17 protein-coding genes are annotated in these 25,269 nt (G+C 70.0%); 11 read left to right on the forward strand and 6 right to left on the reverse strand.

Annotated elements, in window-relative coordinates:
- From ACK4JY_RS04425 to ACK4JY_RS04465, 9 genes are all read left to right on the forward strand, one after another.
- Positions 1-264 (forward strand): ACT domain-containing protein, encoded by a 264-nt coding sequence (locus ACK4JY_RS04425; protein ID WP_409603197.1) that lies wholly within the window; start codon positions 1-3, stop codon positions 262-264.
- Positions 261-1,487 carry a 2-isopropylmalate synthase gene (locus tag ACK4JY_RS04430; RefSeq protein ID WP_409603199.1) on the forward strand — a complete coding sequence of 409 codons (1,227 nt, stop codon included), beginning with the start codon at positions 261-263 and terminating at the stop codon, positions 1,485-1,487. Before ACK4JY_RS04425 ends, ACK4JY_RS04430 begins: the two co-directional genes overlap by 4 nt.
- Entirely contained in the window at positions 1,471-2,436 is a 966-nt protein-coding gene (locus ACK4JY_RS04435; protein WP_409603201.1) for a branched-chain amino acid transaminase, read from the forward strand. Before ACK4JY_RS04430 ends, ACK4JY_RS04435 begins: the two co-directional genes overlap by 17 nt.
- Positions 2,429-3,841, forward strand: coding sequence for a 3-isopropylmalate dehydratase large subunit (leuC, locus tag ACK4JY_RS04440; RefSeq protein WP_409603203.1), 1,413 nt, complete (start codon positions 2,429-2,431; stop codon positions 3,839-3,841). Before ACK4JY_RS04435 ends, leuC begins: the two co-directional genes overlap by 8 nt.
- The gene (gene leuD / locus ACK4JY_RS04445) at positions 3,834-4,424 is read left to right on the forward strand and encodes a 3-isopropylmalate dehydratase small subunit (RefSeq protein WP_409603204.1); all 591 of its coding nucleotides are present in this window, start codon (positions 3,834-3,836) and stop codon (positions 4,422-4,424) included. Before leuC ends, leuD begins: the two co-directional genes overlap by 8 nt.
- Complete coding sequence (gene leuB / locus ACK4JY_RS04450; protein WP_409603206.1) at positions 4,424-5,524, forward strand: 3-isopropylmalate dehydrogenase; 1,101 nt, start codon at positions 4,424-4,426, stop codon at positions 5,522-5,524. Before leuD ends, leuB begins: the two co-directional genes overlap by 1 nt.
- Before the next feature lie 161 nt (positions 5,525-5,685).
- The gene (locus ACK4JY_RS04455) at positions 5,686-5,817 is read left to right on the forward strand and encodes a hypothetical protein (protein WP_409603208.1); all 132 of its coding nucleotides are present in this window, start codon (positions 5,686-5,688) and stop codon (positions 5,815-5,817) included.
- Positions 5,818-5,922: 105 nt separating this feature from the next.
- A complete protein-coding gene (locus ACK4JY_RS04460) occupies positions 5,923-7,671 on the forward strand; it encodes a homoserine dehydrogenase (RefSeq protein WP_409603210.1) in 1,749 nt (582 codons plus the stop codon).
- 1 nt (position 7,672) lies between these two features.
- The gene (locus ACK4JY_RS04465; RefSeq protein ID WP_409603212.1) at positions 7,673-8,620 is read left to right on the forward strand and encodes a homoserine kinase; all 948 of its coding nucleotides are present in this window, start codon (positions 7,673-7,675) and stop codon (positions 8,618-8,620) included.
- On the opposite strand, the gene thrC is transcribed toward ACK4JY_RS04465, so the two are convergent.
- Positions 8,621-10,003: a threonine synthase gene (gene thrC / locus ACK4JY_RS04470; RefSeq protein WP_409603214.1), complete on the reverse strand. Its 1,383-nt coding sequence runs from the start codon at positions 10,001-10,003 to the stop codon at positions 8,621-8,623. It lies immediately after the preceding gene.
- 131 nt (positions 10,004-10,134) lie between these two features.
- Here thrC and proB point away from each other — a divergent pair, with 131 nt between their 5' ends.
- A complete protein-coding gene (proB, locus tag ACK4JY_RS04475) occupies positions 10,135-11,295 on the forward strand; it encodes a glutamate 5-kinase (protein ID WP_409603216.1) in 1,161 nt (386 codons plus the stop codon).
- A 46-nt stretch (positions 11,296-11,341) separates the two neighbouring features.
- On the opposite strand, the gene ACK4JY_RS04480 is transcribed toward proB, so the two are convergent.
- From ACK4JY_RS04480 to galA, 3 genes are read right to left on the reverse strand one after another with little or no spacing between them, the layout of a single operon-like run.
- Complete coding sequence (locus tag ACK4JY_RS04480; protein WP_409603217.1) at positions 11,342-12,757, reverse strand: arabinogalactan endo-beta-1,4-galactanase; 1,416 nt, start codon at positions 12,755-12,757, stop codon at positions 11,342-11,344.
- Between the two features lie 54 nt (positions 12,758-12,811).
- Positions 12,812-15,439: a TonB-dependent receptor gene (locus tag ACK4JY_RS04485; protein WP_409603219.1), complete on the reverse strand. Its 2,628-nt coding sequence runs from the start codon at positions 15,437-15,439 to the stop codon at positions 12,812-12,814.
- Between the two features lie 41 nt (positions 15,440-15,480).
- Entirely contained in the window at positions 15,481-17,997 is a 2,517-nt protein-coding gene (gene galA / locus ACK4JY_RS04490) for a beta-galactosidase GalA (RefSeq protein ID WP_409603221.1), read from the reverse strand.
- 170 nt (positions 17,998-18,167) lie between these two features.
- Between galA and ACK4JY_RS04495 the strand changes: the two genes are divergently transcribed.
- Complete coding sequence (locus tag ACK4JY_RS04495; RefSeq protein WP_409603223.1) at positions 18,168-18,935, forward strand: FadR/GntR family transcriptional regulator; 768 nt, start codon at positions 18,168-18,170, stop codon at positions 18,933-18,935.
- Positions 18,936-18,967: 32 nt separating this feature from the next.
- Here ACK4JY_RS04495 and ACK4JY_RS04500 read toward each other — a convergent pair whose 3' ends face one another.
- Complete coding sequence (locus tag ACK4JY_RS04500) at positions 18,968-21,700, reverse strand: M16 family metallopeptidase (RefSeq protein WP_409603225.1); 2,733 nt, start codon at positions 21,698-21,700, stop codon at positions 18,968-18,970.
- A 73-nt stretch (positions 21,701-21,773) separates the two neighbouring features.
- Positions 21,774-25,217, reverse strand: coding sequence for a TonB-dependent receptor (locus ACK4JY_RS04505; protein WP_409603227.1), 3,444 nt, complete (start codon positions 25,215-25,217; stop codon positions 21,774-21,776).
- Between the last annotated feature and the right edge of the window lie 52 nt (positions 25,218-25,269).

Genomic DNA, 25,269 nt, shown 5'->3' on the forward strand with positions numbered 1-25,269 from the left:
ATGACCGCTGACACCCTGCACCTGCATATCGACCGCGCCGACGGCTCGCTCCAGCGCCTGATCGGTCTCGTGGAGCGCCGCGGCTTCCACATCGACGGTATGACGCTGAGCGACGAGGGCCATGGACGCCGCGTCGAACTGGCCGTGCGCGGCCGCGACGACGGCCGCTGCCCGCACACACTGGGCCGCCAGATCGACAAGCTGTTCGGCGTCACCCGCATCACGCCCCCGGCCGCCGCCTTCCATCCCGAGGTAGCGGCATGACCCGGGTCCAGACCGCCGTCGCCGCCGATCCGGACAAGGTCGTCGTCTTCGACACCACCCTGCGCGACGGGGAGCAGGCGCCCGGCTTCTCCATGGGGCCGGACGACAAGGTGCGCATGGCCCAGGCGCTGGCCGCGCTGAAGGTCGACGTGGTCGAGGCCGGCTTCGCCGCCGCCTCGCCCGGCGACGAGGAAGGCGTCCGCCGCGTGGTCGGCGAGGTCGAGGGCCCCGTCTTCTGCTCCCTGGCGCGGTCGAACGAGGCCGACATCGACGCGGCCTACCGCGCCCTGCGCGGGACCGAGGAGCGGCGCTGCCACATCTTCCTGGGCACCAGCCCGATCCATCGCTCGGCCAAGCTGAAGATGTCGAAGGCCGAGGTGCTGGCCGCCGCCGGCCGCGCCGTCGCCTATGCCCGCACCCGGTTCGAGGACGTGGAATTCAGCCCCGAGGACGCCATCCGCACCGAGCCGGAATTCCTGGCGGAGGTGTGCGAGGTCGCCGCCGGGGCGGGCGCCACCACCCTGAACATCCCCGACACCGTCGGCTATTCCACGCCGGGCGAGATCGGCGACCTCTTCCGCAACCTGATCGCCAGCGTCCGCGCCCGGTTTCCGCAGGTCGTCTTCTCGGCCCACTGCCACGACGACCTGGGCATGGCCGTCGCCAACTCCCTGTCGGCCGTCGAGGCCGGCGCGCGTCAGATCGAGGGCGCGATCAACGGCATCGGCGAGCGGGCCGGCAACGCCTCGATCGAGGAGATGGTCATGGCCATCCGCACCCGCTCGGATCGCTATGGCCTGCACACCGGGGTGGACGCGACCCATCTGGTCCGCGCCAGCCGGCTGCTGAGCGAGATCACCCACACGCCGGTGGTCCGCAACAAGGCCATCGTCGGCCTGAACGCCTTCGCCCACGAAGCCGGCATCCACCAGCACGGCATGATGGCCGACCCGTCGACCTATGAGATCATGCGGCCGCAGGACGTCGGCTTCGAAGGCACCTGGTTCGTGCTGGGCAAGCACTCGGGCCGTCACGCCGTGGCCAAGCGCGCCGAGACCCTGGGCCAGCCGGTGACCGGGCTGCATCTGGCCGCCGCCTTCGCCGGGTTCAAGGCCCGCGCCGACGAGATCGGCGAGATCAACGACCACGAACTGCTGGCCATCATTGAGGCCGCGCGACCCGTCACCCGTCAAGAGGAGCCCGCCTATGCGGCCGCTGGCTGAACACATCTGGATCAATGGCGAGCTGACGCCCTGGGCGGACGCGAAGATCCATGTGATGAGCCACGCGCTCCACTATGGCACCTCGGTGTTCGAGGGCATCCGCGTCTATGACACCCCGGACGGGCCGCGCGGCTTTCGCCTGACCGACCATGTCAGGCGGCTGTTCGACAGCGCCCGGATGTATCATTTCGTTCTTCCGTATACGGAGGATGAGCTGATCGAGGCCTGTCGCGCCGTCGTTCGGGCCACCGGATTGAGGTCGGCCTACATCCGCCCGATCGCCTTCCTCGGCCCGTGCGGCATGGGGGTGACGCCCGCTCCCGACAATATGAACACCGACGTCGCCATCGCCGCCTTCCCGTGGGGGGCCTATCTGGGCGAGGAGGCGCTGGAGAAGGGCGTAGACGCCTGCATCGCCAGCTGGTCGCGCATCGCCCCCAACACCGTGCCCTCGGGGGCCAAGGCGGGCGGCAACTATCTGTCCTCCTATCTGATCGGCCGCGAGGCCCGGGTCGGCGGCTTCGGCGAGGGCATCGCCCTGGGCACCGACGGCCGGCTGTCCGAGGGGGCGGGCGAGAACCTGTTCCTCGTCAAGGACGGCGAGATCATCACCCCGCCCGCCGCAGCCTCCATCCTGATGGGCATCACCCGCGACAGCGTGCTGAAGCTGGCCCGCGGCCTCGGCTATGAGACCCGCGAACAGATCCTGCCGCGCGAGGCCCTGTATGTGGCTGACGAGATCTTCATGACCGGCACGGCGGCCGAGATCACCCCGGTGCGCTCGGTCGACGGGATTCCGACCCGCTGTGCCGGTCCGGGGCCAGTGACGAAGGCGGTCAACGCCGCCTTCCGCGGCCTGTTCGACGGGAGCACGCCGGACCGGTTCGGCTGGCTGGAGCCCATCGCCACGCCGGCCCCAGCGCCGAAGCGCGAGGTCGAACATGCCTGAGACCCTGTTCGACAAGGTCTGGAACCGGCACGTGGTCGCGCCGGAGACGGTGGACACCCCGGGCGTCCTCTATGTCGACCTGCATCTGGTGCATGAGGTCACCAGCCCGCAGGCCTTCAGCGAAATCGAGGCGCGCGGCTTGCCGGTTCGTCGGCCCGATCGCACCTTCGCCACCCTCGACCATTCGACCCCGACCCTGCCCGCCGGGGCCGACGGCGAGCGGCCCTATGTCACCCCCGCGGCGCGGTCCCAGGTCGAGCGGCTGGAAGCCAACTGCGCCCGCCACGGCATCCGGCTGGCGGGCTGGGACAGCGACGATCGCGGCGTGGTCCACGTCATGGGACCGGAGCTGGGCCTGACCCGGCCCGGCATGACCGTCGTCTGCGGCGACAGCCATACGGCGACCCACGGCGCCTTTGGGGCTCTCGCCTTCGGCATCGGTACCTCGGAGGTCGGCCATGTGCTGGCGACCCAATGCCTGCTGCAGCGCAAGCCGAAGGCCATGCGGGTCACCGTGACCGGCCGGTTGCAGCCCGGCGTCTCGGGCAAGGATGTGGCCTTGGCCATCATCGCCCGTCTCGGCTTCGGCGGCGGCTCGGGCCATGTCATCGAATACGCCGGCGAGGCCATCCGCTCGCTGGACATGGAAGGGCGGATGACGGTCTGCAACATGTCGATTGAGGCCGGGGCCCGGGCCGGCATGATCGCCCCGGACGCCGTCACCGTCGCCTGGCTGCAGGGCTGCCGCTACGCGCCGGCGGGCGAGGCCTTCGGGCGCGCGGCCGCCGACTGGCTGACACTGAAGAGCGATCCCGGGGCGGTGTTCGATGCCGAGGTCGAGATCGACGGAGCGGCGATCCGGCCGATGGCGACCTGGGGCACCACGCCGGACGCCGGCTCGCCGATCGGCGCCCTGGTGCCGGCGCCGCGCGACGCCTCGGACGAGAAGGCGCTGGCCTATATGGGCTTCGCCGCCGGGGAGGCGACGACCGGCCATCCGGTCGACGTCGTTTTCGTGGGAAGCTGCACCAACGGCCGCCTGCCGGATCTGCGCGCCGCCGCCGAGGTGCTGCGCGGCCGCAAGGTCAGCCCGGGCGTCCGCATGCTGGTGGTGCCGGGGTCCGAGGCCGTGCGCCGCGACGCCGAGGCCGAGGGCCTGGACCGGGTCTTCATCGAGGCGGGAGCCGAATGGCGCCTGCCCGGCTGCTCGATGTGCATCGCCATGAACGGCGATTTCGTCGCGCCCGGGCAACTGGCGGTCTCGACCTCGAACCGCAATTTCGAAGGCCGTCAGGGCAAGGGGGCGCGCACCATCCTCGCCAGCCCCGCCACCGCCGCCGCCAGCGCCATCGCCGGGGTGCTGACGGACCCGCGCGTCTATCTGAAGGAGGGCGTCGATGCCTGAAGCCTTTCGAGCGCTGACATCGAAGGCCGTGGTGCTCAGCCAGGCCAATATCGACACCGACCAGATCATCCCCGCGCGCTTCCTGACCACCACCTCGCGCGAGGGTCTGGGCAAGGCCGCCTTCTACGACTGGCGGTATGAAACCGACGGCACGCCCAAGCCCGAGGCGGTGCTGAACCGCATCGATCCCGCCGAGCGGCGCATCCTGCTGGCGGGCCCGAATTTCGCCTGCGGCTCGTCGCGCGAACACGCGCCGTGGGCACTCGTGGACTATGGCTTCCGGGCGGTGATCTCGACCTCGATCGCCGACATCTTCACCTCCAACGCCCTCAAGACCGGCCTGCTGCCGATCGAGGTCGATCAGGCGACGTGGGACGACCTCGCCGCCTTTCCCGACCAGCCGGTTACCATCGACCTGGAGGCCGGAGAGATCCGCCGCGGCAACGCCGCGCCGACCCCCTTCACCGTCGAACGGTTCGCCCGCCGCTGCCTGCTGGACGGCGTCGACACCCTGGGCTGGCTGCAAGCCCGCCTGCCCGACATCGCGGCCTTCGAAGCCGCCCACGAATTGGAAACCGCCTGATGCCCGCTTCCCGCACCTATGAGATCGTCGTCCTGCCCGGGGATGGCGTCGGCCCCGAGGTGACCCACGCGGCCCAGGCCGTGCTGACCGTCGTCGGCGACTTCTTCGGCCACAAATTCCGCTTTCGGGAGCATCTGATCGGCGGGGCGGCCATTGACGCGACCGGCGATCCGCTGCCGCCGGAGACGGTCAGCGCCTGTCTGGCCGCCGACGCCGTGCTGCTGGGCGCCGTCGGCGGTCCCAAATGGGACGGCGGCGCGCGCCGGCCGGAGGAAGGCCTGCTGGGCCTGCGCAAGGCCATGGGTCTGTTCGCCAATCTGCGCCCGCTGCAGGTCTCGCCGGTGCTGGCCCACCGCTCGCCGCTGAAACAGGAGATCGTCGAGGGCGTCGACCTGATCGTGTTCCGCGAACTGACCGGCGGCATCTATTTCGGCGAGAAGACCCGCACCGCCGACCGCGCCACGGACCTGTGCGTCTATACCGTCCCCGAGATCGAGCGTATCGCCCGCGCCGCTTTCAAGACAGCCCAGCTGCGGCGCGGCAAGGTCACCTCGGTCGACAAGGCCAATGTGATGGAGACCAGCCGGCTGTGGCGCGAGGTCGTGACCCGCGTCCACGCCGAGGAATTTCCCCGCATCGAGCTGGAGCACGCCCTGGTCGACTCCATGGCCATGCATCTGATCCGCAAGCCGCGCGAATATGATGTGATCCTGACCGAGAACATGTTCGGCGACATCCTGTCGGACGAGATCTCGGTGCTGGGCGGCTCGATCGGCCTGCTGCCCTCGGCCTCGCTGGGGACGGACGGCCCGGGCCTGTTCGAACCGATCCACGGCTCGGCCCCCGACATCGCCGGTCAGGACAAGGCCAACCCGGTGGGGACCATCCTGTCGGCGGCGCTGATGCTGCGTCACAGCCTCGGGCTGGAGGACGAGGCCGGTTCGGTCGAGGCGGCCGTCGCCGCCGTCCTGTCGGCCGGAGCCGTGACCCAGGATCTGGGCGGGACGCTGGGCACGCGCGCCGCAGCCAACGCCGTGATCGACGGCCTTCGCGCCATCCACTGGGCCGCGGCGCACCGCATCCAGATGCACTGGGCATGAGGCGCGCGGGTCAAAGCGTGTCGTCCGGAGCGCACTCAGGGCGGATCAGTCGGCCCGAGTGCCGATTTCGGGGCCTGTCCGGCAATAATCTTGCCGTGCGGGTTGACGCCGGGCGTTTCCATCCGCAGCCTGTCGTTCGACTTCAATGTGAGCCCGGTCCCTTGAACCGTTCCGCCGCCCTCTTCGCCGTTCGCCCGACTGCCTCGCGCGGCGGCGTGGCCGTGCGCGCCAGCGGCCTCGGTACGACCGGCACCATCGGCACCATCACCACGCCCATGGCGGGGACAGGTTAGCGCGCACCGGAACTCAGGATCGCCCCAACCCAACCCCGCCCGGACCCCCGGGCGGGGTTTTTCATTTCCGCCCTTCCCCATTCAGCCTCATTCGAAAGCCCCACCATGCCCAGCCTCGCCCTCCTCCGACCGAAACCCGCGTCCGCCGCCGTCCTCCCCCTCCCCGGCGCACCCGTGGTGGTGATGAAATTCGGCAGTTCGGTGCTGGCCGGTCCCGCCGATGCGCCGGCCGTCGCCTCCGACATCTATGCCGAGGTCCGGCGCGGCCGCCGGGTCGTCGCCGTGGTTTCTGCCTTCGCCGACGAGACCGACCGGCTGCTGGCCGAGGCGCGTCTGCTCGGCCTCGCCCACGACAATCCCCTGCTGCCCGCCTATGTCGTCCAGGGCGAGGAGCGGTCGGCGGCCCTGACGGCGCTGGCCTGCGACCGCATCGGACTGGACGCCGCGACGCTGACGGTGCGCGAGCTCGGCATCCTCGCCGAGGGGCCGTGCGAACACGCCCGCCCCATCGCCCTCGACCGCGCCGCGCTGGAGCGGGCCCTGGAACGGCATGAGGTCGTGGTGGTGCCGGGCTTCGGCGCCCTCGGCCCCGACGGCCGGGCGGTGCTGCTGGGCCGCGGCGGTTCGGACCTGACCGCCCTGTTCCTCGCCGCCGAGCTCGGCCTCGACCACGTTCAGCTGGTGAAGGACGTCGACGGCCTCTACGACCGCGACCCCAACGCCGATCCGGAGGCCCGCCGCTACGACCAGGCCAGCTGGGCCGAGGCCAAGGCGCTGGGCGGCGGTCTGGTCCAGCCGGACGCCCTCGATCTGGCCGAGTCGCGGCGGCTGTGCGTCGAGGTGCGCAACCACGCCGACGGCCACCGCACGGCGATCGGGGCCGAGGGCGCGCCGCCGCGCCGCGTGCCCCCGCGCCGACGGCTGAAGGTCGCCGTCGCCGGTTGCGGCGTCGTCGGCGGCGGGGCGCTGTCGCGCCTGCTCGGCGACCCTCGCGTCGAGGTCGTGGGCGTGCTGGTGCGCGATCCCGCCAAGGCGCGCGACATCCCCGGCTTCCCGGCCGAGGCGCTCGCGCCGCTGCTCGTGGACACTGCCGACGCCCTGCTGGACCGCAGCCCGGACATCCTGCTGGAGGCCCTGTCGGAGGCGGAGGCCGGTCATGCCGTGATCCGCGCCGCCCTGCAGCGCGGCGTCGATGTCACCAGCGCCAACAAACAGGCTGTCAGCCGAGACCCCGCCGGCCTGCTGGCCCTCGCCGACGCGCATGAGGCGAAACTGCTGTGGTCGGCCTCGATCGGCGGCGGCGCGCCGATGGTCGAGACTCTGCGCGCGGCCCGCGCCGAGGGGCCGGTGACGGGCTTCGAGGCGGTGCTGAATGGCACCGTCAACTTCATGCTCGAACGCCTCGGCGACGGTGCGTCGTTCGACCAGGCCCTGGCCGAGGCGCGCGCCGCCGGCTTCGCCGAGGAGGATCCGTCCTCCGACCTCGAAGGCCTCGACGCCGCAGCGAAGGTGCGGTTGCTGGCGTTCGAAGCCTTCGGCGTGATGCCGGACGAGGCTGATATCCCGCGCGACGTGCTGTCCCAGGACGCGCCGCCGCCGCCGGGCGCGCGCCAGCTGTGTCGGTGCCGTCTGGACAACGGCCGGGTCGTCGCCGAGGTTCGACTGGTCGCCGGCGCGCTGGATCCGCTGTTCGCCGCGCTGAACGGGGAGCGAAACGCCTTGAAAGTCATCGGCCCGGATGGATCGGCGGTGCGTTGCCGCGGGCGCGGCGCCGGGCGCTGGGCCACGGCGGAAAGCCTGCTGGCCGACCTCGCCGAGCTCGCCGCCCGCCGCTTCGCGCTTCAGGACGCCTGACATGGCGGTGTTCACGCCCGTGGAAGAGGCCGAGGCCGAACCCTTCATTCGCCGCTTCGGCCTCGGGGCCCTGCGCGCCCTGACGCCGATCGCCGAAGGGGTGGAGAACACCAACTACCGCCTCGACACGGATCAGGGGCGGTTCGTCCTGACCCTGTTCGAGGCCCGGACCGATGAGACCGCCCTGCCCTTCTGTCTCGGCCTGACCCGGCATGCGGCGGAGCGCGGCCTGCCCTGCGCCCGCGCCCTCGTCGACGCCGACGGCGAGGCGATCGGGCGACTGAACGGCCGGCCCGCCGCCATCCTCAACTGGCTGCCCGGGACCGCGAAGACGGAGCTGTCGCTGGCCGATCAGGCGGCCGGCGGGGCCCTGCTGGCCCGCCTGCACCTGGCCGCGGCCGACTATCCGGCGGTGCGGGCCAATCCCGTGGGCGCCGCCGCCCGCCGGGCGTTGTTCGGGCGGTGCGACACGCGGGCCGCGGGCGGCGATCGACGGATCCTTGAGCGGCTGGCGCCGTGGGTCGCCGAGGGCGCGCCGGACCCGGCCGCAAACCTGCCGCGCGGCCCCATCCACGCCGACTATTTTCCCGACAATCTGCTGTTCGAGGACGGTGTGCCCAGCGGCCTGATCGACTTCTATTTCGCCTGCGTCGACGCCCTCGCCTACGATCTCGCCATCGCCCTGTCGGCCTGGGGGTTCGACACCACAGGGGCGCCGTTTCCGGCCGCCCTGAAGGCCTTCCAGTCGGGCTATGAAGCGGTCCGGCCGCTCAGCGCCGCCGAGCGGGCCGCCCTCCCCGAACTGGGCGCTGTCGCCGCCGTGCGCTTCACCCTGACCCGGCTGCACGACCGACTGTTCCACGACCCGGCGGCCCTGGTCACGCCCAAGGACCCCGCCCCCTTCCTGCGCCGGCTCGACTGGTGGACGGGAGAGGCGCTGGCCGCCTGATCAGCGCGCGCCGATCGCGGCCAGCACGGCCTCCAGCGTCGGCTCCACCGTCTCGAACCGCTCGACGCGGCCCTCCAGTCCCTCGAGCTCGGGCGGACGCTCCGGCGCGAAGCCGAGGGCCGCCTCGACGGCTTCCGGGAACTTGGCCGGGTGGGCGGTCGACAGCGCCACCACCGGGCCGGCCGACACGTCGAGCCGCCGCGCGGCATGCAGGGCCACGGCCGTGTGGGGGCAGATCACCCGGCCGCATTCGGCCCAGGTGCGGGCAATCTCCTGCGCCGTCTCCGCCTCGCTGACCGAAACCGCCGACACCTCGCGCCGCAGCGCCGCCAGCAGATCGCCCGGCAGGGTCACGCGGCCGTCGCGGGCGAAGTCCTCGAACAGGCCGCGCGTCAGGTCGGCGTCCCGGCCGGAGGCCTCGAACACCAACCGCTCGAAATTCGAGGGCGCCTGCACATCCATGCTGACGCTGGCGGTCGGATGGGCCGCCGCCTGCTGATAGACGCCGGTCTCCAGAGCCCGCGCGAGCGCGTCGTTGCGGTTCGTGGCTGCGACGAGGCCGGCCATCGGCAGACCCATCCGCCGCCCGGCCCATCCGGCGAAGGCGTCGCCGAAATTGCCGGTCGGCACGACATAGGTCGCCTTCTCAGCCTCGGCGCCGAGGGCGCGGGCGGCGCTGGCATAGTAGGGAATCTGCCCGGCCAGACGGGCCCAGTTGATCGAGTTCACCGAACTCAGTCGGCGCGCGGCGCGCAGTGCCGGGTCCTTCAGCAGGGCCTTCACCAGCCGTTGGCAGTCGTCGAAATCGCCGCGGACGGCGAGGTTCAGGACATTGTCGGCGCCGGTGGTGGTCATCTGCAACCGCTGCACCGGCGACACCCGACCCAGCGGGTGCAGCACCACCAGATCGATCCGCTCAACGCCGCCGAAGGCGCGCACGGCGGCGGCGCCCGTATCGCCGCTGGTCGCCGTCACCAGCAGCAGCCGTTCGTCGCGGACGGACAGGGCGGCCTCGGCCAGCACCGCCACCATCTGCATGGCGTAGTCCTTGAAGGCCGCCGTGGGCCCGTGGAACAGCTCAAGCACGAACAGGCCGGGAGCCGCCTCGACCAGCGGCGTCGCCTCTGGCCGCGGGAACTGATTGGACAGCCGCGCCGTGGCCCGATCCAGCGCGCCGGCCGGCAGAGCACCGCCGATGAACGGCGCCAGCACCGCCGAGGCCAGGGCGGCGGCGTCGGGATCGGCCGGGCGCTGCGGCAACGCAGGCCACTCACGGGGAACGTAAAGCCCGCCATCCGGCGCGACCCCGGCGAGCAGGGCGCCGGCGAAATCCACCTCCGGCGAGGTCCCACGCGTGCTGATGTAGGCGGATGACACGACCATCGGCGTTCCAGCGGCCGGGCATGGCCGACGGCATTTGACCGTCCCGACGAGGGCGATGCAACAGGGGCTGGCCGCATTCTGGCGCCGCAGGAAGCCTTGGCAGCAACCGGGCGGGACGCCATGGTGACGCCATGCGCCCCGAAGCCGCGAGTGACACGGACAACCTTCGCGACGCGAGTCGGGCGCTGGCGAACGCGCGCCGCGTGGTGATCAAGATCGGCTCGTCCCTGCTGATCGACCCCGAGCGGGGCGACGTCGACGCCGGGTGGCTGGAGGCCATGGCCGCCGAGGTCGCGCGGGTCAGGGCCGAGGGCAAGGCGGTGATCGTCGTCTCGTCCGGCGCCGTGGCTCTGGGCCGTCGCCGTCTCGACCTGCCCCCGGGCGCCCAGCTGGACCGGAAGCAGGCCGCCGCCGCCGTCGGCCAGTCGATGCTGATGCAGGCCTGGACCGCCGCCCTGGCCGGCCACGGCCTCGTTGCCGCCCAGATCCTGCTGACCCGCGAGGACACCGAGCGGCGGCGGCGATGGCTCAACGCCCGGGCCACGCTGGAGGCCCTGCTGGCCCTCGGCGTCGTGCCGGTGGTCAATGAGAACGACACCGTCGCGACCGAGGAAATCCGCTATGGCGACAACGACCGGCTGGCCGCCCGCACCGCCCAGTTGGCGAGGGCCGATGTACTGGTGCTGCTGTCCGACGTCGATGGGCTCTACACCGCCGACCCTCGCCGCGATCCGGCGGCCGTCCACATCCCGTTTCTCGCCGATCTGACCCCGGAGGCGGCGGCCGCCGCCGAGGGGCCCAATCTCCAGACCGGCGTCGGCACGGGCGGCATGGCCACCAAGCTGATGGCGGCGCGGATCGCCCGCTCGGCCGGCTGCTCGACCCTGATCCTGTCGGGCGTGGCCCACGCCCCGATGGCGGCCCTTGCGCAGGGGGCGAAGGCGACCCTCATCGCCGCGCCGGCCACGCCCATGACCGCCTACAAACAGTGGATCGCCGGCAGTCTGGAGCCCGCCGGGGCGCTGGTGGTCGATGCGGGCGCGGCGATCGCCCTGGCGGGCGGCAACAGCCTGCTGGCCTCGGGTGTCGCGGAGGTGCAGGGCGATTTCGACGCGGGCGACTGCGTCCGGGTGGTCGGCCCGTCCGGTCCGCTCGGCGTCGGCCTGACCGCCTACGCCGCCGTCGACTGCCGCCGCATTCAGGGGCGGCACAGCCGCGAGTTCGAGACCCTTCTGGGCTGGAAAGGCCCCGGCGTGGCGATCCATCGGGACGATCTGGTGCTGGGTCCTTAAGAACTGCCAGGTCCCTGTTCGTCGAGCCGGCCTCCCGCCTGCGGGTCTACCTGGCCTGAGGGGCCGGGCCACCGTGGATCAGCGATGATCCGCTCGCGCCCACGACCGCGTGGACGAAGCCGTCGGCGCCCGGCAGCAGGCCCTGATCGAACGGCCGCCGGTCGAAGACCTGGTAACGGATGGCCCGTCCGGGCGCGAGGTCGGTCTCGAACGTCCACAGGCCCGGGTCACCGGCGTCCGGGGTCAGCCGAACCACCATCTCGTTGGAGCCGAGGAAATCGCCCCAGAGCCAGAGCGGGGCCGTCTCTCCCGCGGCCCGGCGAACGCCGATGGTGACCGGTTGCGGCTCGACATAGGCGTGGCGGGTGTACTGCGCCGCCTTCGTCAGTTCATTGCCGCGGCGCCAGTCGAAGAAGGTGGCGTTCTCCCAGTTCGACCCCACGCCCCAGCGAGTCGAGCAGCGCGTCGAGACCCAGGCCGGCTCCCAGTAGACCACGCCGACGCCGCCATTCGACTTCACCGTCTGGGTGATATCGACCATATAGCGGTGCTGGCCGTCCTCGGTCGCGGGATACTCGGGCAGCAGGGTGTCGGGGCCCAGCAAATTCGGCGAGGCGTCCTCGCCCTCATTGGTGAACGGATAGGAGGTCTCGACGACGATGACCTCGGCCGCATAGCGATGCCGCAGCCGGTTGATCGTCGCGCCGAGCCCCTCCAGCCCCTGCGTCGACCATTTGCGATAATAGCTGACGCCGATCAGGTCGAAGTCGGTGACACCATGTTCCGCGGCCGCCGCGAACCAGGGCTCGACATTCTCGGGCTGGGCGATGTGCAGCATGACCAGCGGCTGGACCGAGCTGGCCGCGCCGGCGTCGCGGACGGCGCGGATGCCGGCGTTCAGCAGGGCGGCGTTGCGCGGCCAGTTGATGCCCGGACGGGTCTCCTTCCAGTACAGTTCGCCCATCAGCTCGGGATTGGTCTCATTGCCGACCTGGACCAGGTCCGGCATCAGCCCGTCGGCGTCGAGCGCGGACAGGATCTCCCGGGTATAGTCGTACAGCGCCTGCGACAGGGCCGGGACGTCATCCCGGATCGGTCGCCAGGCCTTGGGTACGATCTGCTTGTCGCCGTCGGCCCAGTCGTCGGAATAGTGGAAGTCCAACAGCACCTCCATGCCCTCCGCCTTCGCCCGGCGAATGGTCTCGCGCACGTCGTCGAGGTCGGAGTAGTCGGTCCACTCCGCGTCGTTCCAGATGCGCACGCGAACCAGGTTGGTGCCGGCCTCGGCGAACAGCTGGTAGGGATCCATGGCCTCGCCATTGACCCGGTAGACCGCGCCGCAATCCTCCATCTCGTTCACATACGAAAGGTCCGCGCCAAAATAGAAGACGGATTGGGCGGCGGCGGGCCCGGCGGCAGCGACGGTCAGGGCGGCCAGCGCCGGGGTGAGGAAACGGATCATGGAACTCTACCGGGCAAGGGCCCGCGGGCGGCGCTGGTCCGCCCGCGGGTGAGGTCAGTAACGCAGGGTGATGTCGAAGCTGAAGCGACGGCCATAGTGGTCGTAGCGCGCCAGCCGGTCGGGGCTGTTGTCGTAGTGGACCCGCACCGGCTCGTCGGTGAGGTTGCCGGCCTGGAAGCGCAGCCCGACCTGGTCGGACACCTGGTAGGAGGCGCTGAAGTCGAGGATGCCCTCGCTCTCCAGCGTGCGCAGGGCCGAGCCGTCCCAGCCGTCGATGACTGTGAAGGGGCTGTGATATTTGTAGCCCAGCCGGCTCTCGAACCGGCCCTTGCTGTACCACAGGTCGATCGTGGCGGTGCGCTCCGCCAGCCCCGTGCCCTCCAGCGGGTCGTTGGCGGGGTAGAATTCCTTCACGTCGGAATTGACCAGGGCCAGGTTGGTGTAGATGCCGAAGTCCTGCAGGCCCGGGATGAAGCTGAACGGGGTCTGGAAGGTGAACTCCGCCCCCGAGATGCCGCCGCCGTCGCCATTGAACGGGCCGGTGACATTGTAGGTCACGCCGTCGATCTCGACCGGCCGGGTCGAATAGCCAATGTGGCTGTCGACGTCCTTGTAGTAGACGGCCGCGGCGAACAGGGCCTCGGGCGCGAAATACCATTCGTAGGACAGGTCGAACTGGGTGGCGCGGAACGGCTCGAGCAGCGGGTTGCCGGCGCTGCCGGTGGGCGGCGGGGCGGTGTTCCACAGGGTGCGGCCGGCGCGCAGTTCGTCCAGCGGCGGCCGGGCGATGGTTCGGGCCGCGCCGAAGCGCAGTTGCCGGTCCTCGGCCAGTTCGACCGTCAGGTTCAGGCTGGGCAGGACCTCGACATAGTCGTTGTCGATGCTGACCGGGGTCAGCGGACCGCCGTTGACCGACTCATAGCCGCTGCTGGTGGTCTCGGTCGCGACCACCCGGACGCCGACATTGCCGGTGACGGGCAGGCCGCCCCACTGGCTGACGAAATCGGCCTTCACATAGGCTTCGGCGACCTGTTCCTCGACGTCCCAACCCGAACCGAGCACCTCGGCATTGGCCGGCTCGACGAAGCCGCCATAGGCGGCCTGGGCGAGGGCGTCGAAATCGCCGTTCAGCAGAGGCGGAGCCTCGAAATCGTCGACCGTGAAGCTGCTCAGCAGATCGGCCGGCAGGGCGGCGATGATCGGCGCCTGGAACCACTGCGTCATGCGGTAGCCCTTGGACCGGTCCGACACGCGGGCGCCGAACGCGACCTCGGTCATCCCCGTGTCGCCCAGGTAGCGCCGGGCGTCGAACCGCCCCGCCATCAGTTCGTCCTCCAGATGGCCGCCGTCGGTCTGACCCGGCACCCAGGTCGGGAGGGCCTGAAGGGTCGGATCGGCGGGATCGGAGCTGGTCGTGACCGACGGGGCCACGCTGGCCCGCATGTCGAACGCCAGCCAGTTCGGATAGACCTCGGTGAACACCGCCTGCCAGGTGTTGTCGCGCTCGGCCTTCGAATAGGACAGGTCGCCCAGCACGGTCCAGTCGCCCGCCGTCCAACGACCGTTCAGGCCGGTGACGAACAGGGTCTTGTCCTCCTCATAGCGGGCGACGACGTTGGTGACCGAGACGAACGGGAGGTTGGCCGCGACCACGGTGTTGTCGATGATGGTCCAGGAGGCGCCGGGGTCATTGTAGGCCCAGGCCGATCCGCCGGCCCAGTTGCCCATGGCGCCGTTGCGGCCGTACCAAGCCTGGTTCTGATCCTCGCCGATGTCGATCTGGGAATACAGGACGTCGAAATTCAGCTCGAAGTCGGCGTTCGGACGCCACTGCAGGGCGCCGTTGACGCCGGTGCGGTCCTCGGCCAGCCGCTTGACCTCGGTCTGGGCGCCCCAGGGCGTGGCGTCCAGATCGCCGTCGCCGTCGATGTCGCCCGGCTGCCCGCCGGTCTCCTCGTCATTGAAGCCCCAGCCCTGGAACGACGCGAAGCCGTTGCGCTGTTCCTGGCGGCTGACGCCCAGATTGACGCCGAGCGTGTCGGAAAGGCGGCCGGTGAAGCTGGCGGCGGCGCGATAGCCGAGCGGATCGTAATCCGGCAGGTTCTCGCCGGACTCATAATAGACGAGGCCGGCGCTGGCCGCGATCGCGGGCCCGGAATAGTCCAGCGGCTTGACCGTGCGGATGTTGATCGTGCCGGCCACGCCGCCGGCGATCAGGTCGGCCGATTGCGATTTATAGACCTCGACGCCCGAGACCACCTCGGACGGATAGATCTCCCAGCGCACATTCCGGTCCGGCTCGGACGAGGCGACCTCGCGGTCGTTGACCAGGCCCAGCACCAGACGCGGGCCCAGGCCGCGGATCGCCGCCTGGCTCTGGTTGCCGCGGTCGCGGGTGCCGTTGATGCCGGGCAGGCGGACCAGTTCCTCGGCGATGGTCACGTTCGGCAGCTGGCCGATGTCCTCGGACGAGATCGCCTCGATCACGAGGGCCGAGCGCCGCTTGACCTCGATGGCGTCGCGCAGCGAGGCGCGGATGCCGGTGATGATCACCTCCTCGACCTCGGTCGGCTCCTCCTGGACGGTGGGCGGGTCCTGGGCCCAGGCCGCCGCCGGCAAGGCCAGCCCGGCGGCCAGAGCCATGGCCGATACGCCCGTCCGGGTCTTCCTGTGAATCGTCATCCTCGTCTCCTCCCCTCGTCCACGCAGTGTCGCGCGGTTTGTCATTGTCTGGTGGTCCGGAACCGTCCGCCGGAATCGAGCTCGAGCGTTGCGGCGCGCAGCCCCTCGGCCCGCGCCGTCAGACGGATGGGGCCGGGGCGGCGATCGGTCTGCACGATGGCCTGGGCCAGGCCGTTGAACAGCTGGCGTGAACTGGCCCGGTCGGGCTCATGGCTGACAGGGTTGCCGTTGCCGACCCCGATCACGCGGGCGGGTCCGTCTATCTCGAACACGACCCGGTCGTCGGCCAGCGGCGCGGGCCGGCCGCGGGCGTCCAGCGCCCGGGCGGTGACCATGGCCACGTCCTCGCCATCGGCCGACAGCCGGACCCGGTCGGCGGTCAGCTCGATCCGCGCGGCCGGTCCGGCGGTCTCGCGCCGGACCCGGCTGACCAGACGTCCGTCCTTCCAGCCGCGCGCTTCCAGCACCCCGGGCGCGAACGGCACGGCCCACTCCAGATGGCGGTTGCGCGCGACGTCCTTGGCGCCCTGCGAGCGGCCGTTCAGGAACAGCTCGACCCGATCCAGATTGGAATGGACCCAGACGTCGATCGCCTCCCCTTCCCGCCCGGCCCAGTTCCAGTGCGGGAACAGGTGCAGCAGCGGCTCTGGCCGCCACCAGGCGCGGTAGTACCAATAATTGTCCTTGGGGAAGCCGCAGGAATCCATCGCCCCGAAATAGGAGGCGACGCTGGGCCAGCGGTTGAACGGCGTCGGCTCGCCACGATAGTCGAAGCCGGTCCAGATGAAGCCGCCGGCGATATAGGGCCGCTCGGCCGCGAGGGTCCACCAGTCCTCGGCCGTCGAGGCCCACCACGGGTGTTCGCGATCATAGGCCGGCACGATGTGGCGCGCGTCGTCGCGGACGTATTCGCCGCGCGTAGAGACGGTGCTGCCGGTCTCGGAGCCGAGGATCGGCTGGTCCGGGAACCGGGCGTGATAGGGCTCCATCTGCGGCGTGCGGTAGTTGAAGCCGAGGATGTCGACGACCGGGGAGATGCCTTCGCCGAACGCCTGGTCCTTGGCCGCGGTGACCGGCCGGGTGGGGTCGAGGCGGTTGACCAGTCGCTTCATGGTGCGGGCGATGGCGGCGCCCCGGGCCGTGCCCTGGATGGCCTGTTCCTCATTGCCAATCGACCACGCGATCACCGAGGGGCGGTTGCGGTCGCGGCGGACCAGAATGGCCAGTTCGTTGAGGGCGGCGGCGTCCGAAGACATCCGCCGCGTCTCGTTGATCACCAGCATGCCCAGCCGGTCGCAGGCGTCCAGCAATTCGGGCGTCGGCGGATTGTGCGAGGCGCGATAGGCGTTGCAGCCCATCGCCTTCAGCTGTTCGATCCGCCAGACCTGCAGGCGGTCGGGCACGGCGGCGCCGACCCCGGCGTGGTCCTGATGGCAGCAGGCGCCGAGCAGCTTCAGCGGCTGGCCGTTCAGCAGGAAGCCGCGCTTCGCGTCGAACTGGGCCGTGCGGACCCCGAACCGCGTCTCGACCCGGTCGACCACCTGGCCGTCGGCGACGATCTCGGTGACGAGGGTGTGCTGCCGCGGCGTCTCGACCGACCACAGCGGCGCGGCGTCCCACGCCGCCGCCAGGGTCGCCTTGCCCGCGTCCCATGCCCCGAGGGTCAGCGGCGCCCGCGCCTCCGCCACGGCGGTCCCGTCGGGCGCCTTGATCGTGCAGACCACCTCGCAGACGCGCCGCTCCGCCGAGGCGTTGGCGACGTCGACCATCAGCTCCGCCCGCGCGCCCGCGCCGCTGGGCCGGGCCCGGACGGTGACGCCCCACTGCGGCACGTGCAACGGATCGACCGCTGTCAGCCAGACGTGGCGATACAGGCCGGCCCCTTCATAGAACCAGCCCTCGCCGAGACTGGCGTCGACACGCACGGCCAGCTGATTGATCTGCCCCGGCGTGGCGAAGTCGGTGATGTCGACCGAAAACGGCGTATAGCCGCCCTCGTGCTCGTGCACGATGAAGCCGTTCAGGAAGACCACTACGTCGCGGAAGGCGCCGTCGAACTCCAGCGACAGCCGCCGCCCGGCCATCTCCGCCGGGATGTCGACTGGCAGGCGATACCAGCCGACGCTGGTGTCCGGATACTCGCGACCCAGAGGCTTGAAGCCGTGCGCCGCGCGCGGGTCCTCCTCGCCGTCCGGCGGCGGCGCCGGGCTGGGCGTGAAGGGAAGATCGATGGCCCAGTCGTGCGGAACCTGCACCCGGCTCCAGGCCGAATCGTCGAAGTCCGCCGCCACCGCAGTCGCCAGTTCGGTCCCCGCCTTGGCGTAGGTCCGCTGGTTGCGGCCGAAGTCGAAGTCCCGATCGGGATCGGAGGCATGGCCGAGCGCAAATCGCCAGTCGAAGGCCAGTTTGCGCCGCTCGCGGGCGCCGGGCTCGGGGGCAGGCCGGGACTGGGCGGCGGCGGGCACCGCGCGGGCCAGCGCGGTCGCGCCCGCCGCAAGCAGCAGCGTACGGCGATCGGCGGTCAGACGTCCCGATAATGGCGTGGCCCTGGCGTCCATTCGCTCTCCCCGACGCGCCGTGTGCCCGGCGCTGTCCCGAGAAAAGAAACCTTGGCCGCCCCGAATGTCAACGAATTGTCTGACAATATATGAAAATCATTTCACCCATGGCGCAGGCGCGACAGTGGACAGGACTCGTCGGGCAGGATGCGGGGGGCTATGGAAAACCTATGACGGCCTCCAGGCACAGCGGCACGCGGACCCACGGCATCGTCCACGACCTGGGCGTTGCGATCGTGACCGGGGCCTATGCCGACCGCCCCTTCCCCGTCGAGTTCGACCTGGCGCAGCGCTACCAGGCCAGCCGCTCGGCGGTCCGCGAGGCGGTCAAGATGCTGACCGCCAAGGGCCTGCTGCGGGCCCGCCCGCGGCAGGGCACCTGGATCCAGGCCGAGGAATTCTGGAACCTGCAGGACCCCGACGTGCTGCGCTGGATGCTGCAGCGGCGCTTCTCCCTGCCGCTGCTGATCGAGTTCACCGAGGTCCGGCTGGGGATCGAACCAGCCGCGGCCGGCCTTGCAGCCCTCTCCGCCACCCCCGCCCAGAGCGCCCGCATCGCCGAGGCGATCGAGCGGATGGACGCCGCCGGCCGGGGCGAGGACGACTCGCTGGAGTCCGATATCGCCTTCCACTCGGCGGTGCTGAAGGCGACGGGCAATCGCTTCTACGCCCAGCAGTGCGAGCTGATCGAGACGGCCCTGCGCTTCAGCATCCGTCAGACCAACTCCTACAAGGGCGTCAGCCTCGCCAGCATCGAGGACCACAGGCGCGTCGCCGACGCCATCCTCGCGGGCGACGCGGCCGGCGCCGAGGCGGCGATGCGTTATCTGGTGCAGGAGGCGCTGGCGCTGATGCAGGCGGCCCTCGCCCGGACCGGGGAGACCGGGCCGTCGGAATCCATCGTGCCCTTCCCGTCCGCCCACCGGCCGACGGGATAGGGGCTCGAGCCTTTCGACCCGTCGCCGTGGACTCAGCGCAGCCGAGCGCCCTCGGCGTCCCACACCTCGACCTCGCCCAGCGCCGCCGCGCGGACCCCGGCCTCGATCTTCGACAGGTCGCCGACGATCACCCAGGTCATAGCCGCCGGATTCAGGATCCCGGCCGCCTGCGTCACCGTCTCCGGAGTCACCGCCGCATAGCGGTCCGGCAGAGTCGTGATCCACTCATACGGCCGCTGGAAGCGGGTCACGTGGCGCAGATAGCCGACCATCGCATTGTTGGTCTCGAACCGGTCCGGCAGGGTCAGCACCTCGCCGCGCCGGTACAGGTCCAGCTCCGCCTGCGTCGCCGCGCGCGTCCCGCCGATTTCGTTCAGCTCGCGGGCGATTTCGGCCAGGGCCTCGGCGGTCCGGTCGGTCTGCACGCTGGTCGAGACGGCGAAGACCTGCGGCCCGAGGGCCTCGCTGACGTAGCTGTTGGCGCCGTAGGTCCAGCCCCTCTGCTCGCGCAGGTTCATGTTCAGTCGGGCGGTGAAGCCTCCGCCCAGCACGCCGTTCATCACCTCCAGATCGAAATTGCGCGGATCGAGCCCGGTCGGGGCGACCTGCCCGACCCGGATCACCGACTGGATGGCGCCGGGCTTGTCGACCAGGACGATGCGCGGCGCAGTCTGGCCGGCGACGGCGGCGATGGTCTTCTCGCCCCGCGGCAGGGCCGGGGCGCGCCAGTCGCCGAAGCCCTTCTCCAGCACAGCCATCAGCTCGTCGAAACTCGCGTCCCCCGCGGCGAAGATCACCGCGTTGTCCGGGCGGATGAAGCTCTGGTGGAAGGCCTCGACATCGTCGCGGGTGAAGGAGGCGATCGTCTCCGCCCGACCCGCCAGCGGCGCGCCGTAGGCGTGATCCGGACCATAGACCAGATGGCTGAAGACCCGGCCGGCGATGCTGTCAGGATCGACCAGCGCCTGCTGCAGCCCCGACAGCGCCATGGTCCGCTCGCGCTCCAGATCGCTCTGGCGGAAGCTCGGATCCCGGACGTAGTCGGCCCACAGGGCCACCGTCTCGTCCAGCGAGCGGGTCAGGGCCGAGACCGCAAAATTCGTCGTGTCGGAGTCGCTGTAGGCGTACATCCGCGCGCCCAGCATCTCCTGCGCCAGGGTGAACTCCTGACCGGTCATGTCACCCGTGCCGTCGTCCATCAGCCCGACCGCAAAACCCTGCAGGCCGGGCTTCAGCGCCTGATCGGCGGCGCCGCCGGCGTCAAAGCCCATGACGATCTCGACCGTCGGCGTGCCCTCGCGCTGCGAATGGATCACCCGGATGCCGTTCGACAGCCGTCCCTCGCGGACCGGCGGCAGGGTCAGGGCCGGCATCGGCCCCATCCCGGGCAATCCGCTGCGGTCCGCCAGATCCTCGCCCGCCGCGAAAGTCGCCTGCGGCACCACCGCCAGCCGGTAGTTCGGCCGGCTCAGCCATTCCTGGGAGGCGGCTTTCACCTCACCGGCCTCGAGGGCGTCGAACCGCGCCAGATCCCGTTCGAACTCGCCCGGATTGTTGTCGAACATCATCCCGCCCGACAGCATCATGGCGCGCACATACAGCGACTCCAGCGAGCGGACGTTGTCGCCATAGGCGCCGATCTTGATCCGCTCCAGCTCTTCCGCCGTCGGGCCCTCGGCGAGGAATTCGGACAGCACCGCCTGCAGCGCCGTCTCGGCCTCGGCCCGGTCGACCCCGGCCTTCAGCCGCATGTCGATGGTGAAGATGCCGGCGATGGCCGAGCTCTCGTAGTTGGCCGAGACGCTGGTGGCGAGCTGGCGGTCAAACACCAGAGCCTGGTGCAGGCGGGACAGGCGGCCCCGTCCCAGCACCGACGACGCCATGCGCAGGGCCTGGCTTTCGTCGGAGCCGCTGCCGGGCACCGGCCAGCTCCACGCGATGGCGGTCTCCGGGACATTCTCGGCCACGACCTCGGTCTTCACCCGGTCCAGCAGCGGCGTCCATTCCGTCATCCGCCCGACCGGCGGCCCCGGCGGGACGCTGGCGAAATAGCGGGTCATCAGCTCGCGCGCCTGTTCGATGGTCACATCGCCGGCCAGCGTCACCACCGCGTTGGACGCGCCGTAGTAGCGGCGGAACCAGTCCTTCACATCCTCCAGCGAGGCGGCGTCGAGGTCTTCCATCGAGCCGATGACGGAATGGCGATAGGGGTGATTGGCCGGAAACAGCGCCTCTGCTCGCAGTTCCGGCATGATCGCATAGGGGCGGTTCTCGTAGGTCCGCTTCTCGTTCTGGACGACGCCGCGCTGCTCATCCAGCTTGGCCTGGGTGACCGCGCCGAGCAGATAGCCCATGCGATCCGACTCCAGCCACAGTACCCGCTCCAGCCCCCCGGTCGGGACCACGGCGTAGTAATACGTCTGGTCCAGCGAGGTGGCGCCGTTGACGGCGGAGGCGCCGATCTCCTGCAGCGGCGGCATGTATTCGTCGTCGCGGTGCTCCGAGCCATTGAACATCAGATGCTCGAACAGATGGGCGAAACCGGACTTGCCGGCCGGCTCGTTCATAGATCCGACGTGGTACCAGACCGCCACGGCCACCTTGGGGGTCGAGTGATCCTCGTGGACCACGACGCGAAGCCCGTTCGGCAGGGTGAACTGCTCGTAGGGGATCAGGGCGGCTTCCTGCGGCGCGGTCTGCGCCAGGCTCGCCGCGGGCGTGAGGACCATCGCGGCGGACGCGAGCACCAGCATCATCTTCTTCATCGTGTGTCCTGACGTAGGAAAGGCGGCCGGCGCATCATCGACGCGCCGGCCGCAGGCAGAGTGGAGCGCGCGATCAGAACGTCGCCGAAAGGCCGATCTTGAAGCTGCGGCCGCCCAGGTAGGTCGCGCGGGTATAGTATTTCGGCGTGCCGCCCTCCCCGCCGAAGGTCTGCTCGAGGTCGGGGTCGTCCGTGCCGTTGAGCAGGTCGTTGGCCTCGACATAGATGCGGTAGCTGCCCGACTGCGGGCGCAGATAGTATTCGGCCCGGAAGTCCAGCGTCTGGACGCCTTCGCTGTAGACGCTCAGACCGCGCGGCTGGAACAGGCTCAGCGCCCGGGACTGATAGCCGTAGGCCAGCGTCGCATCGATATCGTACTTGTTGTAGGTCAGCGCTGCCGTCCCCGAATGGGCCGGCTGCTGCACGAACGGCAGGTCGTTGAAGGTGTAGACGTTGTCCGGCACCGGGTCGTAGGCCCAGTTATACTGGTCGGAGCGCGAGCTCTCGGTCCAGGTGTGGTTGAGGAAGACCCCGAGCCCGCTCCAGATCCCCGGCAGGAAGTCGAAGCGCCGCTCCATCTGGGCCTCGATGCCCCAGATCTCCGCCACCTCGTCGCTGTTCACCGGGCTGCCGCCGGTGATGAACACCGAGCTGGGGTTGGCCGGGTCGAAATAGGGCGCGCCATTGAAATAGGGGTGATCCGGCAGGGTCACCGCCGCCAGCACCGCGGGGCCGTTGGTGATATTGGTCTGCAGCAGATTGTCGATCCGCTTGTAGAAGCCGCTCAGCTTGATGATGCCAATGCCGGAATAGTATTCGACGCTCAGGTCGAAATTGTCGGTGGTCGCCGGCTTCAGATCGGGATTGCCGCTGTTGATCTGCAGGATCGGCTTGACGCCTTCCGGACCCGGGATCGGGAAGTTGACGAAGGAGATGCGGGTCTCGCTGGAGAGCTGACCGATCGCCGGTCGCGCCACCGACAGGAAATAGCCGCCGCGGAAGATCAGGTCGTCGTTGACGCGATAGTTGAACAGCACGCGCGGCAGGACATCTTCCGCCACCGCCTCCTGGGTGACCAGTCGGGTGAACTCGTTCTGGAACGTCAGGTCGACGCCGACGCCGCCGCCATTCTCGGGCAGGATCGGCCCGATATAGACCGGGAAGTTGAGATTGCTGGCTTCGAGCCTGGTGCGGTTGTAGCGCACGCCGCCGATGATCTCGAGCTTGCCGATGTCGATCCGCGTCTGAAGATAGGCGGCGAAATTGGTTTCCTCGGTGGTCTCGTTGCCCTGGTCGGGATGCGGCACGATCGGCGTCAGCGTCAGACCCGAACCGCCGGCGACATAGCTGTCCAGATTCTCGACGAAGTCGCGCAGGGTGCCCTCGCTGAGCGTCGAGAATCCGGGCGCCGCTATTCCGATGCGCGTCAGGTCCGAAGGCTCAAACGCGAAGCCCAGAGCCGACACCGGGATATTGCCGCCGAGCTGGCTGCGCACCAGGTCGCTGCGGAACTCGGCGCGCTCGTAGAGAGCTCCGACCTCGACATAGTTCAGGAAGCCGCCGCCCGAGGTCCAACGCGCGCTGCCGCTGGCCGTATAGCGATCATTGCTGCCCTCGGATTCGTCGATCTGTCCGCTGGCGTTGTCGATGGTGAAGGCGGAGGTGTCGTTGACCAGGGCCCAGCCCTCGCTGCTGAGCAGGGGCAGGGGTATGCCGCTGCCGCTGCGGGGACCGAAACCGGTGATGATGACGCCGGTGTCCGGGTCGACCGCACCGGGCAGGAACAGCGCCGCCGTCGCATCCGTATCGGGCATCCGCAGCTGGGTGCTGAAGCTGGCCGGATGCCGCTCCGTGCCGTGCGCGTAACCAGCCAGATATTTGAACTCGAACTGGCCGAGAGTGGTCTTGCCGTTGACGCTGTAGGTGTCGGTGATCTGCCGCACGTCCCGATCGTAGGCATAGCTCTGCGAGCGCGAGATGGCGGCGTTTCCGGGGGTCAGGTCGAGGGTCAGCAGGGCGTTGGTGCCGCCCGGCGGCACGACATACTCCGCGGCGGTCGAGAAGGTGTCCGACAGGGAGAAGAAGTCGGACCGCGCCTCGGCGTGCTGGAAGTCGAATTTCAGGTTCGTATGGCTGGCGATCTGCCACTCGGCGGAGAGCGTCGCGGCGAGCGTCTCGGCCTCATTGTGGAAGAAGCTGGTGACGAGGCCGCCCGGATATCCCTGGTCCTCGCCGTCGGTGAAGGGGAAGTTGAGCAGCGGATTCACGGCGTCCAGCGTCATGATCGGGTCGCCGTTCGCGTCGAGCGGCAGATAGCGGCCGAAGTTCAGACGTCCCCCGTTGCTCCCCGCGTCATAGGCGATCGAGCGGGTCGAGTGCTTGCGATACTGAACCGAGGCGCTGACACCGAAATTCTCCCCAAACGTTCCGGCGACGGTGGCCGACGCCAGATAGTCGCTGCCGAAGTCGTCGGGCGCCTGACCGCCCTCGACCAGCATGTTGATATAGCGCTCGGGCCGATCAAGCGGCGACATCGTCTCGATCTCGATCAGACCGCCGGTGCCGGAACTGTCCTGGCTGGGCAGCAGGGACTTGTTGATGGTGATCCGGCTGACGGAATCGGCCAACAGGTTCGACAGATCCGCGGACCGACCGACGCCGTTGCCGACCGGCAGGTTCAGACCGTTCAGCTTGACCGCGTTCATGTCGGGCTCGAGGCCCCGCACGATCACATTGGTCCCGTCGCCGGTCACCGAGTTGCGCTGGAAGGACACGCCCGGCGCCCGGCGCAGCGCTTCCGAGAAGGTCGTGCCGGTGAAATTGCCCAGGTCGTCGGCCGAGATCACGTCGGCGCTGTTCTCGGCGGTCCGCTGCAGGTTGAGCGCATTGGCCCGGGCGCTGCGCGAGCCGTAGACAAGGACGTCGTCGACCGTCCCGACGGAGGTCCCACCCAAGGTGAAAACCTGGGCCTGTGCCGAACCGGGCGAGATGGTCACCGTCTCGACGAGGGTGTCGTAACCCAGAAACGAGACTTCGACGGTGTAGGTCCCGGCCGGCAGGGACGGAAACCGGAAGCTGCCGAAGTCGTCGACACTGGTGGTCTGGCCGGTCTCGACGATGCGCACCAGGGCGCCGTCGAGACCGCGATTGCCGTCGGCGAGAGAGACCTGGCCGACCAGCGAACCCGGGCCCTGCCGGACCTGCTGCCCGGTCGCAGCGCCATTGACCACGAACGAGCCGCCGTCGGTGACGCTGAGCCTCAGCCCGGAGCCGCGTAGAACGGTCTCATAGGCCGCCCGCGCCGAGAAGCTCCCGCGCAGCGGCGGCGCCGCCCTGCCCCGGAGTTCCTCGCCGGAGAACACGACATTGGTATCGGTCTGCGCCGCGATGGCGCGCAGCGAGGTCTCAAGCAGCTGGGCCGGCAGATCAAAAGCATAGAGCGCCTGGGCCTGGGCCTGGGTCGCCAGAACGAGCGTGCTGGCGCTGACGGCCAACATGGCCAGTGTGCGTGAATACATGAATCCCCCCATGGGAGCCCCATCCCATCGGACCCCATAAGAGTAGACGCAG

The sequence above is a fragment of the Brevundimonas sp. genome (genome assembly GCF_046295595.1).
Taxonomy (GTDB): domain Bacteria; phylum Pseudomonadota; class Alphaproteobacteria; order Caulobacterales; family Caulobacteraceae; genus Brevundimonas.

What these genes read in the sequence shown, in the direction of transcription:
- ACK4JY_RS04425 (WP_409603197.1), top strand. Translation starts at nt 1, where the DNA reads ATGACCGCTGACACCCTGCACCTGCATATCGACCGCGCCGACGGCTCG.
- ACK4JY_RS04430 (WP_409603199.1), top strand. Translation starts at nt 261, where the DNA reads ATGACCCGGGTCCAGACCGCCGTCGCCGCCGATCCGGACAAGGTCGTC.
- ACK4JY_RS04435 (WP_409603201.1), top strand. Translation starts at nt 1,471, where the DNA reads ATGCGGCCGCTGGCTGAACACATCTGGATCAATGGCGAGCTGACGCCC.
- leuC (WP_409603203.1), top strand. Translation starts at nt 2,429, where the DNA reads ATGCCTGAGACCCTGTTCGACAAGGTCTGGAACCGGCACGTGGTCGCG.
- leuD (WP_409603204.1), top strand. Translation starts at nt 3,834, where the DNA reads ATGCCTGAAGCCTTTCGAGCGCTGACATCGAAGGCCGTGGTGCTCAGC.
- leuB (WP_409603206.1), top strand. Translation starts at nt 4,424, where the DNA reads ATGCCCGCTTCCCGCACCTATGAGATCGTCGTCCTGCCCGGGGATGGC.
- ACK4JY_RS04460 (WP_409603210.1), top strand. Translation starts at nt 5,923, where the DNA reads ATGCCCAGCCTCGCCCTCCTCCGACCGAAACCCGCGTCCGCCGCCGTC.
- ACK4JY_RS04465 (WP_409603212.1), top strand. Translation starts at nt 7,673, where the DNA reads ATGGCGGTGTTCACGCCCGTGGAAGAGGCCGAGGCCGAACCCTTCATT.
- thrC (WP_409603214.1), bottom strand. Translation starts at nt 10,003, where the DNA reads ATGGTCGTGTCATCCGCCTACATCAGCACGCGTGGGACCTCGCCGGAG.
- proB (WP_409603216.1), top strand. Translation starts at nt 10,135, where the DNA reads ATGCGCCCCGAAGCCGCGAGTGACACGGACAACCTTCGCGACGCGAGT.
- ACK4JY_RS04480 (WP_409603217.1), bottom strand. Translation starts at nt 12,757, where the DNA reads ATGATCCGTTTCCTCACCCCGGCGCTGGCCGCCCTGACCGTCGCTGCC.
- ACK4JY_RS04485 (WP_409603219.1), bottom strand. Translation starts at nt 15,439, where the DNA reads ATGACGATTCACAGGAAGACCCGGACGGGCGTATCGGCCATGGCTCTG.
- galA (WP_409603221.1), bottom strand. Translation starts at nt 17,997, where the DNA reads ATGGACGCCAGGGCCACGCCATTATCGGGACGTCTGACCGCCGATCGC.
- ACK4JY_RS04495 (WP_409603223.1), top strand. Translation starts at nt 18,168, where the DNA reads ATGACGGCCTCCAGGCACAGCGGCACGCGGACCCACGGCATCGTCCAC.
- ACK4JY_RS04500 (WP_409603225.1), bottom strand. Translation starts at nt 21,700, where the DNA reads ATGAAGAAGATGATGCTGGTGCTCGCGTCCGCCGCGATGGTCCTCACG.
- ACK4JY_RS04505 (WP_409603227.1), bottom strand. Translation starts at nt 25,217, where the DNA reads ATGTATTCACGCACACTGGCCATGTTGGCCGTCAGCGCCAGCACGCTC.